Annotated in this window: 13 protein-coding genes; 2 read left to right on the plus strand and 11 right to left on the minus strand. The window is 62.0% G+C overall.

The genetic code is table 11. The features are described from left to right. Positions 1-93 precede the first annotated feature (93 nt). Together L1O02_RS05915 and L1O02_RS05920 are read right to left on the minus strand one after the other, a co-directional pair. The gene (locus L1O02_RS05915; protein ID WP_060840939.1) at positions 94-975 is read right to left on the minus strand and encodes a queuosine precursor transporter; all 882 of its coding nucleotides are present in this window, start codon (positions 973-975) and stop codon (positions 94-96) included. Next, positions 962-1,564: a helix-turn-helix transcriptional regulator gene (locus tag L1O02_RS05920; RefSeq protein ID WP_060840938.1), complete on the minus strand. Its 603-nt coding sequence runs from the start codon at positions 1,562-1,564 to the stop codon at positions 962-964. Before L1O02_RS05920 ends, L1O02_RS05915 begins: the two co-directional genes overlap by 14 nt. 532 nt (positions 1,565-2,096) lie before the next feature. Between L1O02_RS05920 and L1O02_RS05925 the strand changes: the two genes are divergently transcribed. Further along, positions 2,097-3,452, plus strand: a complete 1,356-nt coding sequence (locus L1O02_RS05925) for a serine hydroxymethyltransferase (RefSeq protein ID WP_235759684.1) — start codon at positions 2,097-2,099, stop codon at positions 3,450-3,452. A 100-nt stretch (positions 3,453-3,552) separates the two neighbouring features. Here the strand turns inward: L1O02_RS05925 and L1O02_RS05930 are convergent, their stop codons facing one another. From L1O02_RS05930 to L1O02_RS05970, 9 genes are all read right to left on the minus strand, one after another. Further along, positions 3,553-4,254, minus strand: coding sequence for a hypothetical protein (locus L1O02_RS05930; RefSeq protein ID WP_060840935.1), 702 nt, complete (start codon positions 4,252-4,254; stop codon positions 3,553-3,555). A gap of 189 nt (positions 4,255-4,443) precedes the next feature. Next, entirely contained in the window at positions 4,444-4,941 is a 498-nt protein-coding gene (locus L1O02_RS05935) for a hypothetical protein (protein ID WP_235759685.1), read from the minus strand. A 127-nt stretch (positions 4,942-5,068) separates the two neighbouring features. Continuing rightward, positions 5,069-5,995 carry a GTP-binding protein gene (locus L1O02_RS05940; RefSeq protein ID WP_235759686.1) on the minus strand — a complete coding sequence of 309 codons (927 nt, stop codon included), beginning with the start codon at positions 5,993-5,995 and terminating at the stop codon, positions 5,069-5,071. Further along, positions 5,992-7,740, minus strand: coding sequence for an amidohydrolase (locus L1O02_RS05945; RefSeq protein ID WP_108545246.1), 1,749 nt, complete (start codon positions 7,738-7,740; stop codon positions 5,992-5,994). The genes L1O02_RS05940 and L1O02_RS05945 overlap by 4 nt, the downstream gene beginning before the upstream one ends. 216 nt (positions 7,741-7,956) lie before the next feature. Beyond that, positions 7,957-9,138 carry an aminotransferase class I/II-fold pyridoxal phosphate-dependent enzyme gene (locus L1O02_RS05950; RefSeq protein WP_060840931.1) on the minus strand — a complete coding sequence of 394 codons (1,182 nt, stop codon included), beginning with the start codon at positions 9,136-9,138 and terminating at the stop codon, positions 7,957-7,959. A gap of 43 nt (positions 9,139-9,181) precedes the next feature. Then, positions 9,182-9,886, minus strand: coding sequence for an ABC transporter permease subunit (locus tag L1O02_RS05955; protein ID WP_060840930.1), 705 nt, complete (start codon positions 9,884-9,886; stop codon positions 9,182-9,184). 9 nt (positions 9,887-9,895) lie between these two features. Continuing rightward, positions 9,896-10,609 (minus strand): ABC transporter permease subunit, encoded by a 714-nt coding sequence (locus L1O02_RS05960; RefSeq protein WP_047305985.1) that lies wholly within the window; start codon positions 10,607-10,609, stop codon positions 9,896-9,898. A 51-nt stretch (positions 10,610-10,660) separates the two neighbouring features. Next, the gene (locus tag L1O02_RS05965; RefSeq protein WP_060840928.1) at positions 10,661-11,434 is read right to left on the minus strand and encodes a transporter substrate-binding domain-containing protein; all 774 of its coding nucleotides are present in this window, start codon (positions 11,432-11,434) and stop codon (positions 10,661-10,663) included. Between the two features lie 49 nt (positions 11,435-11,483). Further along, positions 11,484-12,278, minus strand: a complete 795-nt coding sequence (locus L1O02_RS05970) for an ATP-binding cassette domain-containing protein (protein WP_016966681.1) — start codon at positions 12,276-12,278, stop codon at positions 11,484-11,486. A 224-nt stretch (positions 12,279-12,502) separates the two neighbouring features. On the opposite strand from L1O02_RS05970, the gene L1O02_RS05975 reads away from it, so the two are divergent. Next, positions 12,503-13,423, plus strand: coding sequence for a LysR substrate-binding domain-containing protein (locus L1O02_RS05975; RefSeq protein WP_060842013.1), 921 nt, complete (start codon positions 12,503-12,505; stop codon positions 13,421-13,423). Positions 13,424-13,543 lie beyond the last annotated feature (120 nt).

The following is a 13,543-nucleotide window of genomic DNA, read 5'->3' on the forward strand; positions in this document are numbered from 1 at the left end:
GTCGGAGCAGAGAAAACCCCGTCTTCGAGAGAAGGGCGGGGTTTTTTATTTAGAACCTATTGATGGGACATCTGGATGATATTCAGTGCCAGATCATTTTGTCTGGTTGCTGCTCATGTATCTCTTGAACAGTGATCTTGCGCCGTAAGCGGGCAAGATATTGAAGAGTGCAAAAAACACTTTTATCGCAATCTGAAAAAAGATCATGTTGAGAATGTCGCTGTTTTTCATCAATCCATAGAAGGCGATATAGCAAAACAGGAAGCTGTCGATAATGACCGCGAAGAAGGTGCTGAGGAATATTCGCAAGAACAAAAATCTGGAATTTGTCAGCTCTTTTATCTTGCACAGCAAGTATGAGTTTATGTTTTCAGAAACAAGGAATGAAACAGAGGAGGCTACCAGTACGGATGACACCTGAATGATCACGTCATTGTAGGGCGTTTCAAGCTTCCAGCCTGGCATACCTGGCAGGAAGGTCGAGCCGTAGAGCAGGATGAAAACCGTGGATGTGCTAGCGAATGCAAAGAAAATGGCTCTTCTGGCTAACCGGAGTCCAAAGTTTTCGTTTAACAAGTCGACGATCAAAAAAGTAATGGAGTAAAGGAAGGTACCAGGAGTAATGATGATGTCCAGCGACTCCAGATAAATGGGTTTTGTCGCTGCAATACTGGTGAATATATAAAATGTGACGAGCAACAAGTTCAGGATTATATAAATCATCCATGAGTTCTCATGGCGATCGTTCAGGTCGTATGCGGTCAGCGTGTCTCCCTGGGAATAGAGCTTTCGATACAGATTCTTGATTTCCGTTTTGTTCAGGTTATCCATTATTTCACTGTTCAGTACCTCTCTTAGCTTGATTCTGATGACCTTGCCTGTAGCAATGATCATGATTACGGCAAGTTTTTTATTGTTCTCGAAACCCAGAAGTTTGTATTTGCTGTTTTCGATTTCGCTTTCATGGACAGTCATTGAACCGCTCCTCAATGATATCGCCCACTACAATCATGCGATCTGAGTCGGGACAAACATCATTCAAGATGAGCAGCCTGCCTGTCAGTTTGTCGTAAGCCAGTTTTTCTTTGTCGTCGGTCGAGGAGCCCTTTTGTACGATCAACAGATCGCCGGGTTCATTCATTCCGTTGATTTCGTTCTCCAGCAGCACCGCTATCAGGTTGTAGGAAGTGCCGAAGTAGTAAGTCAATGGATAGAGCGTCGCCAGTTCCCCAATGCGTTTGTCCATGTTGGCCATCAGCAGGCTCTCCTTGATGATCGGAACGGCCGCCGGGTTCATGTTTCCTTGAGGGGAGATGCTGCTCTCGATGATCTCCTTTTCTTCAAAGTCGACAGTCTCTATTTCTTCGTAGGAGACGCCAAAAAAGTCAGAGATTTTTCGAATGGTGGACTGCTGTACGTTGGTGACCTTGCCTTCCAGAATGTTGTAAATGGTCGTTCTGGTCAGCCCGCTGGCGTTGCACAAAGACAGTTGTGTCTCACCACGGCTTTTTATCAAGTACTTGATGTTGCTTTTTAAATGCTCGGTTCTTTCTCTTTTATGCATCAGATACTCACCACTTCCTTTTGGCCGTAACCCATTGAATCTTTGCAAGTTATAGAGCCGTATCAGGCATTCAGTCGCCCGACGCCGAGACGAGATCGGCCAGATCAATGCGGTAGATGTATGTCGGATTTTTCGAAGTCTGTACCAACCTATGCTCCTTTAGCCGGACTGCCTCCATCCTGGGGGCTTTCGCAGTCGGTTTCTTGAGTGATCCTGCCTTCGGCAGGAGTTGGATCAGCGTCACCGAGGAAAAATTGTCGCATGCGCCGGCCATGACAATACAGTCCCGCAGGCTTGGCGTCATGGCTCTCGACCATGAAGGTACTCGCTAGCGCAAGGCTGAGGCTGCCCTTCCTCGATAAGAAAAGCATCATTTAATTTGGAAAATGTTTAATTCTTTGATTAATTTTGTTGCGGCTTATAGAGTCTGACGCCGAGGCTTGGATAAGCCCGATGCAGACAAACGAACGTGATACCCAGGAAGCGTGCTGTCGTTCGTGGCGCGCAACACACAAGGAAGGGACACAGAAGAATGGCAGCTGACACTGAACCACTCAGGACCCAGGCCGACCTGCTGCGACGCGGTCTGGCCGATCTGCGCGCTGAAGACACGGAGCTGGCAAGCATCCTGGACGCGGAAGTCACGCGCCAACACCGCACACTGTCTTTGGTTTCATCTTCCTGCGCGGCCGGCCCCCGGAGCTTGGCGGCATCAGCCTCGGCGCTGGTCAACGTCACGGTCGAGGGCGCTCCCGGCCGGCGTCATTATAGTGGGTGTGAAAACGTTGATCGGGTTGAGGCTCTGGCGATCCGACGCGCTCGGGAGCTGTTCTCTGCCCAATACGCCTGCGTGCAATCACACTCGGCCTCGAATGCCATTTACCAGGTGCTGACGGCGCTGGCCGAGCCTGGGGATACGATCCTGGGCATGGCCCTCGAACAGGGTGGGCACCTTGCACATGGCCGAGTGGAAGCCTTCACGGAGGCCAACTACAAGGCTGTTCGCTACGGCACCACATCCCAGGGGGAGATCGATTACGCAGAAGTGCGCCAACTGGCGATGGCCCATCGTCCGCGGATCATCATTTGCGGGGCGACGGCCCATTCTCGGGTCGTGGACTTCCAGCGCTTTCGTGCCATTGCCGATGAGGCCGGGGCCATCGTGCTTGCCGATATTTCCCATATCGCCGGGCTGGTGGCCACAGGGCGCCATCCGAGCCCGATCGATGCCGCGCACGTCACAATCACCTGCACCCACAAGCAGCTCGCCGGCCCGCGTGGAGGTCTGATTCTCTCCGGTCGTGATGCAGACACCAAAGTGCCTGGACTGAGGTCGAGTTTTCGCCGGGTTCTCGAACAAGCGGTTTCCCCCGGTATGCAAGGCGCGCCTGCCGTCAACGTGATTGCCGCCAAGGCTGCCGCGTTGGGCTATGCGATGTCCCCGCTGTTTGATGCCTACATGGGGCGGATTCGCGCCACGGCAGATGAAATGGCTTGCGCGTTCATGGAGCGGGACTACGAGGTCGTGGGGGGAGGAACGGAAAATCACACGATCTTGCTGCGCTTGCGTGGCGGCATCAGCGGCTCCATCGCCGAATCGGCGCTGGAGAAGTGTGGAATCATCGTCAGCAAAAAACGCGGTCCGAGGGAAAACCGATCATCATTTGCCGCCAATGGCTTGTGTATCGGCACCGGCTCCATCGCCCAGCGCTACGTGGACGCCCAAGGGTGTCGCCAGATCGTCGACCTGGTGTGCCGGATACTCGATCAGGTGCAGCCCCACGGCGAGCAGAAATACACCCTGGAGCCCGGATTGCAGGAGCAGTTCCGGCAACAGACCGAAGCGTTGTGCGCGATGTACCCGATCCGTGAGTACGGGGATCGCTGAAAACAAAAAGCCCCGACTTCATACACAAGTACGGGGCTTTTTCTCGGCGCTCAGGTCGGGCTGACGCCTTCGCGAGCAAGCTCGCTCCTACAGGGGCGGGTTACAGCTGCTGTTGCGCGCTGTAGCCTTCGAATGCGGTCTGCTGCTGGATCGCGGTGATGATGTTCTTGCGGGTCGCTTGCTGCTCGTTGCCGTCCTTGTCGAGGAACATCTCGCTTTCCAGTTCGGCCTCGTCGCCTTCGCCGACAAAGCTGAAGCCGAGGAATTCGAAGGCTTCACGGTCGACGTTGGCCTTGGAGCGCGGGCGCATCGGCAGGGTGACGCTGATGCCGTCCTTGCTGATGGCGAACACTTCCATTTCCTTCTTCGGCCGCGCCTTGCTCTTGCCGCCGCTGGGGTTGCTGATGGCCTGGTGCGTCTGGTTCAGCACTTTCAGGGCCAGGCCGTAGACCAGTTCCTGGAAGTCCGGGTCGTCCTTGTAGCTGGAGAGAATCCGGCTGATGGGGAATTTCTTGCTCAGGTCTTCCAGGGCAGCCAGGTCGGCGGCCTCGGCGTCTTTGAGTTGCTTGAGCTGGCCCATTAGTTCATAGGCGGTGTCGTCGTCAAAGCGGTCGTGGGCCTGGCGAATCGCAGCACGCAGTTCGCGAATCTGGTCACTTTCTTTCGAGGTGTGGAAGGCGTCGAGCACCATCTCGCTGATGGTCTTGGCCTGGGACACGTGTTGTGAAAGATGAATGGCGTTTTCGTACTCGGCCTTGTTGGACAGGGCGATTACGGATTCTTCGGTGTTGGAATCAGGCATTGAACATCCACTACTTGGTTTAACAGGTTTTAGGCGCGAAAGGCCCAGGGGGATTTTCGGGGGCGCCTAATCTATTGGACCCGGACCCTAATGTCACGGACCAAGCGACCCGCCCAACAGGACCGTCCCTACAGACCGGTTTGCACGGCGAAGATTCCCCAGTGATCCAAGGGCATGGCCGCACCGCTTTCAGGCGTTGAGCCGCAGTTGCCGGAAGTTGCGGAACAGCTTGAGTGCTCGCCCGCAGAACAGACCAACGGTAAAGCCTGCGGCGGCGCCACTGATAGCGAGCATCTGCACGCTGGCGGCCTGTACGGGGTGCACGGCGGTTTGATAGCCGATCCAATACTTCACCGCGAAGAACAGCAGCGAGATGGCGAGGATCTTCACGGTGCCAGGCACCAGGATCGCCTCGCCGCCGGACTCCGGTAGCACGCCGGCGCTGGAGAACAACAGCATCGCCAGCAGGCTGCCGAGTGCGGCACCACCGGCCCAGGCGCCCAGCGCCAGCAATGGGTGATCGCCGAGATTCACCGAGCACAGCGACCAGACCAGCAGGATCACTGGCGTCAGCAGCAGCGAACGACGGCTCTCGCGAGTGATGGCGAGGGCACGCAGACCGTAGTAGCAGACCAGGGCGAAGACCGCGTACACCCACAGGAGCGTGCCTTGGAGGATATCGAGCATCTGTAGCGTCCTTGCTTCAGCGGAAAATGAGCGATCCATGGTGCGCTATGTACCCGCCGACGTGAAGCCTTCGCCCTCGGCACAGCTCACCGCAGCCGCTTGCGGCTGAAAACGTGCCGCTTGAAGCTCAGTGCACTTGGGTATCGCTGACCCCGGCCTCCAGTTCCTGGCGCAGATCGCTGCCCCGACGGGCGATGAACACCAGTTGCACGGCATGCTCGGTGGGCTGCCCTGTGGCCAGGGTGAACTGGCTGCGGTTGCCTACATGCTGCAACCAATAGGGTTGTTCATTGCCTTCCAGGCGCACCAGGCCCTTGAGGCGCAGCAGGTCGGCGGGCAGGCGCGCCAGCCAGTCGCGCAGGGCCTTGGGCTGCAGCGGTCGCGAGCTTTTCCACACCCAGCTTTCGAACAGTTCGTCGTGGGCCTGGGGCAGGGCCTTGAACAGCACTTCGGTGGAACGCACCGGCGGCGCCAGCAGCAGCTCGGGTGGCAGTTCGGCCTGCACCGTTTCGAATACCGGGGCGCGGCCGCCGAGGCTGGCGCGGATGCTTTGCAACTGCTCGGGGCTCACCAGGTCGGCCTTGTTCAGCAGCACCCAGTCGGCGCAGGCCACCTGGGCCCGGGACAGCCGGGCCATTTCACCTTCTAGGTCCTGGTAGCCGCTGGCATCCACCAGGGTGATCACCGCGTCCAGGTGCAGACGGTTGCGCAGTTGCGGGTAGCCGATGGTTTGCACGATACGCTGCGGGTCGGAGACGCCACTGCACTCGATGACGATCCGTTCCAGGGCCGGGCGCAGCTTGGACAGGCTCACCAGTTGCGCCAGCAGGTCCTCCTGCACGGTGCAGCAGATGCAGCCGTTCTGCAGGCTGTACACCGCGTCGGTGACCTCGGCAATGATCGCCGCATCGATGTTCAGCTCGCCGAAGTCGTTGACGATCACCGCCAATCGGCCGCTGTCGGCGCGCTGCACCATGCGGTTGAGCAGGGTGGTCTTGCCGGCGCCGAGAAAGCCTGCAACCACGGTCACCGGAATGCTCGGGGTGCTGTTCATTGTTCCTTGCCCTCGATCACCGGTGGCAGGCCTTCCCACACCGCCTGCAACGGCGTGTCGCTGAAGATGCCCTGGCGGTCGTAGACCAGTTGCCCTTCGACGAAGGTCAGTTGCACCTGGGTGTGGTGGATGTAGTTGCGCGGCCCTTGGGCGAACAGGTTGCGGTCGAGGACGATCAGGTCCGCCGACTTGCCCACCTGCAGGCTGCCGGTCAGGTGTTCCAGGCCCATGGCGTGGGCGCCGTTGAGGGTCGCCACTTGCAACGCCTGCTCCAGGCTGATGGGGTCGCCGAAGGTGTCGGGCTCCTGGTTCCACGGGTTCTGCCGGGTGACCATGGTTTCCAGGGCCAGCCACGGGTCGATGGACGCCACCGGCCAGTCGGTGCCGAACACCGCGATGCCACCGGCGGCCAGCACGCCCTTGAAGTCATAGATGCGCTTGAGGCGCTCCTGGCCGTAACCGGAGCGGGCACCGCTGGCGAACGGCGTCGGGTACCAGGCCGCCGGGGAGAACTCGGCGATCACGTCCAGGCTCTGGAAGCGCTTGAGGTTGCCCGGGTGCAGCAAGGTGCTGTGGGCGCATTGGTGGCGGATGCCGCTGTTGCCGTTGCGCCGCCGGGCTTCGGCCACGGCGTCGAGGAACACGTCGGAGGCGCCGTCGCCGGTGCAGTGGGCGATCACCCGCAGGCCGCGCTTGTCCATGTCCACCACCATGTCGGTGATGTGTTCCGGGGTCAGGTTGAGCTTGCCGCGCCAGCTCGATTCTTCCGGCCAGGGGGTCAGCAGGTAGGACGACTTGGGCTCCACGGTGCCGTCGAAGTGGAACTTCACCGCGTTGGCGCTCAGGCGGGCGCTGCGATAGAAGTGCCGCTCGCCACTGAGCAGCTCCCAGCGCCGGCGCACCGGGAAGATATCGTCCTGCCAACTGATGGCGGCTTCCACCCGTAGGGTCAGCTCGCCGGCGTCGTCCAGTTCCTTGAGGGCCTGCAGACGGTTCTCGCAGACGTGCACGTACTTGGTGGCGGTGACCCCGCGCGAGGTCTGGAAGTGCACGCCATCGCGGTAGGCGCGGCGCAGTACCGGGACGGGCGTCGGCGGCATGGCGGCGTGGATCAGGGCGTAGGCGCCGTCGATCAGCAGGCCGTTGGGCTCGCCGCTCAGCTCGTCGCGCTCCAGGTAGCCGTTGCGCGGGTCGCTGGTGTGGCGGTCGATGCCGGCCAGTTCCAGGGCCTTGGAGTTGACCATCATGGTGCCCCACATGCGGTCCAGCAGGGCCACCGGGCGATCCGGCATGACGCTGTCGAGCCATTCGCGGCCCGGGGTCAGGCCGGCTTCGCGGAAGGTGTAGCGCACCCAGTACTGGCCGTAGATCCAGCCGTCGCCGGGGTGGCTGTCGGCGTAGGCGTGGATCGCCGCCGCCAGTTGCTCGGGAGTCGGATCTTCGATGCCCACGTCCAGGTCGTCGGCGTAGCGCGGCGCCAGGGCCAGGTCCGGGTGGGTGTGCATGTCGTGCAGGCCGGGCATGCAGAAGGCCCCGTCCAGGTCGTGCTGTCGGGTGTTGGGCCCGATCAGCGAAGCCAGGGAGGCGAGGCTGCCCACCGCGATCAGCTTGCCCTGGCGGATGGCCACGGCATCGGCCCAGGGTTGGGCCGGGTCGAGGGTGTACATCCGGCCGTTGTGCAGCACCAGTTCGGCGTATTGATCGACGGCGCTATGGGTGGAGTTGAATTGGTCGGAAGCGGTCACGGGGTCAACCTCTCAAGCAGGGGGCCCTTCAAAGGTGGGCGGAAAAATGGGCGACAAGCTCAAATGCATTCTTGTTGTGCGGGCTACTGTGGCGAGGGCGCTTGCTCCCGCCGGGTGGCGTAGCCACCCCAATGGCCGTGACCGCGATGGCCAGGCCTTTACGACTGCTTCGCAGCCGAACGGGAGCAAGCTCCCTCACCACTATCGGGTTGTTGTCTAGCGTTGTGCGCCCAGGGTTTCGACAAAGCCGGCGATGCGCTGGCAGGCGTCCTTGAGCACCTCGTCGGCGACGGTGAAGGAGATCCGCACGAAGCCCTCGGCGCTGGCGCCAAAGGCCTGGGCGTCGAGCACCGAGACCCCGGTGGCGCGGAACAGCTGCCAGGCGAAATCCATGCTCGACAGCCCGGTGCGGCGCACGTCCACCAGCATGAACATCCCGGCCTCGGGCTCGCGGCAATCGAGCAGGTGCACCGACTTGAGCCCGGCCACCACCAGGTCGCGGCGCCGGCGATAGACCTCGCGGGCGCTGCCGATCACTTCTTCATCCAGCTCCAGGGCCTTGAGCGCGGCTTCCTGGATAAACCCGGGCAGGCCGTAGAGCATGCACAGCAGCAGGTTGTCCAGGTGCCCGACCAGGGCCGGCGGGGCGATCACCCAGCCCACGCGCCAGCCGGTCATGGCGTGGGTTTTCGACAGGCTGTTGAGGATCACCGTGCGCTCGGCCATGCCTGGCATCGAAGCGATGCTCAGGTGGTCGCGGTCGTAGGTCAGTTGCCCGTAGACCTCGTCGGAGATCACCCACAGGTCGTGCTTGCGCGCCACTTCGGCCACGGCTTCCAGCTCTTCGCGGCTGTAGACGTTGCCGGTGGGGTTGCACGGGGTGGCCAGGGCGATGCCCCGGGTCTTGTCGGTCAGCGCCGCTTCCAGGGCCGCGGCGGTCAGGCGGAAGCCGTTGGCCGCCGGCTGCTGCACACAGGCGATCTTGGCCCCCGAGGCGTGGATGCAGGCCTCGTAGGTCAGGTACATGGGTTCCGGCACCAGCACCTCGTCGCCACTGCTGAACAGGCACAGCGAGGTGGCGAACAGGCCGTTCTGCGCCCCGGCCACCAGGGCCACGTTGTCGGCGCTGACCTCGATCCCCAGCAGGCGTCGCTGCTTGGCGGCAATCGCTTCGCGCAGGGCCGGGCGACCCAGGACGTGGGTGTAATGGGTGTCGCCTTGTTCCAGGGCGGCGCTGGCGGCGGCGCTGATACGTGCATCGGTGGCGAAGTCCGGATCTCCGACGCTGAGGACGATCACGTCCTCGCCGCGGCCCCGGGCCTCGATGGCCGCGTAGTGGATGTCCCAGGCGCTGACGGATTCGCCGCTGATGCGCTGAACGAAAGGTGAATAACGCATGTTGTGCTCCTCACGGGCTCGGTTGCCCGCGCAATGAATGGGTTCAGGCCTGACGCTGTGGCCGCTGAGTCTGCGAGGCGTTGCCCAGGCGTGCGCACAGGTGTTCGATGACAAAGGCCAGGACGATGTAGATCAGCGCCACCGCCAGCAGCGGTTCGTAGACCTTCAGGGTCTGGGCCCGCACCAGGTTGGCGGCGCCGAGCAGGTCGGTGACCGCCACGGTGGAGGCCAATGCGGTGGCCTTGAGCAGCAGCACGCATTCCCCCACCAGGGTCGGGCGTACCAGCTCCAGGGCCCGGGGCAGCCAGACTCGGCGCAGGGTCAGCCAGTAGCCCATGCCATAGGCGCGGGCGGCTTCCAGCTCGCCCCGGGGCACGGCCCGCAGGCCACCGCGCAGCACTTCGCCGACATAGGCGCCGACACTCAGGGTCAGGGCCAGGGCCACGTACCAGAAGCCTTCGCGCAGGTAGGGCCAGAGAAAGCTGCCGCGGATCGGCGGGTAGGCGGCGAACAGGCTGCCGACCCCGTAGTAGAGGATGTAGATCTGCACCAGCAGCGGCGTGCCGCGGAACACACTGATGTAGAACTGCATGGGCGCACGCAGCAACGGATTGCGCGACACCCGGCCCAGGCCCACCACCACCGCCAGGGCAAAGCCGCAGACCCCGCTCAGCAGCAGGAGCTTGAGGGTGATGCCCAGGCCGCGCAGCAGTTCGGCGGAAAAACCGTTGATCCAGGAAAAGTCCATCCGAGTCTCCTAGTGCTGGGGCAGCCAGCGATTGGTGCGACGCTCGAGCACCCGGAACAGGCTGCCGGACACCAGGGTAATGACGAAATAGAAAGCCGCGACCGCCAGGTAGAACACCAGGTAGTGCTTGGTGGAACCGGCCGCCTGTTTGCCGACTGAAAGCAGTTCGCTGTAGCCGACGATGCTGATCAGCGCGCTGTCCTTGACCAGTACCAGCCACAGGTTCGACAGCCCGGCCATGGCGTAGGGCAGCATGCTCGGCAGCAGGATGCGCCGCACCAGCAGCCAGCGCTCGATGCCGTAGGCCCGCGCCGCTTCGATCTGGCCGTGGGGAATGGCCTGGATCGCGCCGCGGATGATCTCCGCCGAATAGGCGCCCTGGACAATCCCCAGCACCAGTACCGCGGCAATGAAGCCGTTGACCGTGACACTTGGCCGGTCCATGGCGGCCATGGCCATGTTCAACAGGTCAGTGCCGGCGTAGTACAGCAGCAGGATCAGCAGCAGCTCGGGCATGGCCCGGTACAGGGTGGTATAGACGTTGGCCAGCTTCACCAGCCAGCGCGGGCCCTTGAGCTTGATCATCGCCACCAGCAGGCCGATGCCCAGGCCGAGGACGAAGGCCCCGGCGGAAATCTGCAAGGACACCAGCGCGCCCTGGGCCAGGGCGCCGAGCCAGCCGTCGGCGACGAACAGTTGGGAAAGGTCGGACAGAGAAATCATGACGTATCCAGTCAACGCCGGCGGCCCGCGCGAGCGGGCGCACCGGACGGCTTAGTTGGCAGAGATGTCGACGCTGAAGTAGCGGCTGCGGATCTTGTCGTAGGTGCCGTCGGCCTTGAGCGAGGCCAGGGCGGTGTTGATCCGCTGTTGCAGGGCGCTGTCGCCCTTGCGCAGGCCGACGCCGATGCCGGAACCGAACAGCGGGTCTTTCGGCGCCAGGCCCTTGTCCGCCAGGCCGGCCCCGGCGGTGGTCTTGAGGATCGGTTCGATGGTCAGGGCGTCGGCCAGCATCACGTCGATCCGCCCGCTCTGCAGGTCGGCGATCATGTCGTCCTGGGTGGTGTAGTAGCGCAGGGTCGAGGTCTTGCCGTAGTAGGTCTTGGCGAAGGTGGCGTTGGAGGTCGAACCCTGCACGCCGATCAGCTTGCCCTTGAGGCCCTCGGGGGTGGTGACCAGTTCCAGGCTCTGGTCGGCGACCCACATGGCCGGGGTCTGGTAGTAGGGCGCGGAGAAATCGATGACCTTCTCGCGCTCCTCGGTGATGCTCAGGGAGTTGAGAATGGCGTCGATCTGGCTCGATTGCAGGGCCGGAATCAAACCGTCCCAGGCCACTTCCTTGAGCGGACACTGGGCCTGCATGCGTTCGCACAGGGCCTTGATCAGCTCCGGTTCGAAGCCGCTCCAGTCGCCGTTGCCGCTTTTCATCGAGAACGGCGGGTAAGGTTCCAGGGCGATGCCGAAGACGATCTTGTCGGCGGCCACCGCGTGGCTGGCCAATGCGCTGAACAGGCAACCGGTGGCGAGCACCTTGAGCAGGTTTTTCATGGCTTTACCCTTTATCGAAGTTGTTGTTTTCAAGGATTGAAGCGGGACGTCAGACGCGGTTTTCCTGGGCCATGACGAATTGCCGGCAGCGTTCGCTGACCGGGTTGAGGAACACTTGTTGCGGCGGGCCTTCCTCTTCCACCAGCCCCTGGTGAAGGAACATCACCTTGCTCGACACATCCCGGGCGAAGGCCATTTCGTGGGTCACCAGGATCATGGTGCGGCCTTCCTCAGCGATGCCCTGGATGACCTTGAGCACTTCGCCCACCAGTTCCGGGTCCAGGGCCGAGGTCGGTTCGTCCATCAGCAGTACCTGGGGCCGCATGGCCAGGGCCCGGGCGATGGCCACCCGTTGTTGCTGGCCGCCGGAGAGAAAGGACGGGAAGGCGTCGCGCTTGTTGGCCAGGCCGACTTTTTCCAGCAGGTGCTCGGCGTGGGCGATGGCGTCCTTGCGGTCTTCGCCGAGGACATACACCGGCGCCTCGATGACGTTTTCCAGCACGCTGCGATGGGGCCACAGGTTGAAGCTCTGGAACACCATGCTCAATTGCGTGCGCAAGCGTGCCACCTGGGCCGGGTCGGCCACCTGGGGGTTGCCGGCGCGATCGGTCTTCAGGCGCACTTCTTCGCCATTGATGCGCAGGCTGCCGCTGCAGGGGATTTCCAACAGGTTGATGCAGCGCAGCAGGGTGCTTTTGCCCGAGCCGCTGGAGCCGATCAGCGACACCACTTCACCTTCATTGGCGCGCAGGGCAATGCCCTTGAGCACGTGGTGATCGGCGTAGCTCTTGTGCAGATCATCGATCGCCACCACGGGATTGACGGAGTTGGGCTGCGATTGCAAGGGTCGACCCTCTTGTTATTGTGCGATGGCCGGGCAGTACCCGGCACAGGGTAGGGCTGGAGAATTAGCCATCGATGGCCTGGGGTCAATCGAGCATTTTTAGCCCGATGCGGTAATTTTTTTCAGCAGTCGGGGATTTTTTCGGCGACGGGCAAGGCTATTGCCGGATCGCGATTGCGGCTATGGTGCTGGCACTCGTTTTTTGCAGTCGAGGCCTGATCGGTATGCGTTATCCCTCCATGACCGCTCTGCGCGCGCTGGACGCGGTGGCCCGCCTGGGCAGTGTCGCCGAAGCCGCCAATGAGCTGAACCTGACCCCCAGCGCCATCAGCCACCAGATCAAGAGCCTGGAGCAGACCCTGGGGTTTGCCCTGACCGAGCGCCAGGGCCGCAGCATTCGCATCACCTACCAGGGCGAGCGCTATGCCCGGGACATTCACCTGCTGCTGGCCAATATCCTCGAGGCCGGCCAGCGCTCCGACGGCCAGCAGGTCAGTGGGCGACTGTGCATCAGCAGCCCGCCGGGGTTCGCCACCTATTGGCTGTGCACCCATATCGCCGAGTTCCAGGCGCTGTATCCCCAGGTCGAATTGCAGCTGGTTTCACCCCGCACCCCGGGCGACACCAGCGACAGCAGCGTCGATCTGTTCGTCGCCTACGGCATGGGCGACTGGCCCAACCAGCATGTGCAGAAGATCGTCTCCCTGCGCTATTTCCCGGTGTGCAGCCCGAGCCTGGTCAATGCCATGGGCGGTTTGAAAACCCTCGACAGCCTGGACCACGCCCTGCTGCTGCACATGATCGACTACTCCGACTGGCGGGTCTGGCTGGCGGCGGCCGGGGCGCCGAATGTCGATGTGCGCCGGGGCATCGTGTTTGCCGACGCGCACTTCGTGCAGTCGGCCTGCATCGCCGGCCAGGGCATCGCCATGGGCGACAACCTGATCAGCGGCGAGGCCCTGGCCAGGGGGCAGTTGGTGCAACCCTTCGGCACCGAGATCGAATCCAACCGCGGCTACTACCTGGTGGCCGACCTGCTCAAGGCCGAGCGCCCGGTGGTGCTGGCCTTCAGCGAATGGGTCAAATCCCAGCTGCAGGGCATCACCCGCCTGCACCCGGAACCCCGGCGCAATGGCAAAGCGTGAATTTTATTGAGCAATCGCGGCGATTTTTTTCGATTGTTGCCCCTTGGGTGCAGCGACTAATGTCCCTCGACATCAGCCGGGCGCAGGGTGTCGTCCGGACGCATAAGAACAAGAGGAGTA

This window comes from Pseudomonas sp. BC42 (assembly GCF_021560055.1).
GTDB lineage: Bacteria > Pseudomonadota > Gammaproteobacteria > Pseudomonadales > Pseudomonadaceae > Aquipseudomonas.

Coding starts and splice junctions, on each gene's coding strand:
- L1O02_RS05915 (WP_060840939.1), bottom strand. CDS start 975: ATGACTGTCCATGAAAGCGAAATCGAAAACAGCAAATACAAACTTCTG.
- L1O02_RS05920 (WP_060840938.1), bottom strand. CDS start 1,564: ATGCATAAAAGAGAAAGAACCGAGCATTTAAAAAGCAACATCAAGTAC.
- L1O02_RS05925 (WP_235759684.1), top strand. CDS start 2,097: ATGGCAGCTGACACTGAACCACTCAGGACCCAGGCCGACCTGCTGCGA.
- L1O02_RS05930 (WP_060840935.1), bottom strand. CDS start 4,254: ATGCCTGATTCCAACACCGAAGAATCCGTAATCGCCCTGTCCAACAAG.
- L1O02_RS05935 (WP_235759685.1), bottom strand. CDS start 4,941: ATGCTCGATATCCTCCAAGGCACGCTCCTGTGGGTGTACGCGGTCTTC.
- L1O02_RS05940 (WP_235759686.1), bottom strand. CDS start 5,995: ATGAACAGCACCCCGAGCATTCCGGTGACCGTGGTTGCAGGCTTTCTC.
- L1O02_RS05950 (WP_060840931.1), bottom strand. CDS start 9,138: ATGCGTTATTCACCTTTCGTTCAGCGCATCAGCGGCGAATCCGTCAGC.
- L1O02_RS05955 (WP_060840930.1), bottom strand. CDS start 9,886: ATGGACTTTTCCTGGATCAACGGTTTTTCCGCCGAACTGCTGCGCGGC.
- L1O02_RS05960 (WP_047305985.1), bottom strand. CDS start 10,609: ATGATTTCTCTGTCCGACCTTTCCCAACTGTTCGTCGCCGACGGCTGG.
- L1O02_RS05965 (WP_060840928.1), bottom strand. CDS start 11,434: ATGAAAAACCTGCTCAAGGTGCTCGCCACCGGTTGCCTGTTCAGCGCA.
- L1O02_RS05975 (WP_060842013.1), top strand. CDS start 12,503: ATGCGTTATCCCTCCATGACCGCTCTGCGCGCGCTGGACGCGGTGGCC.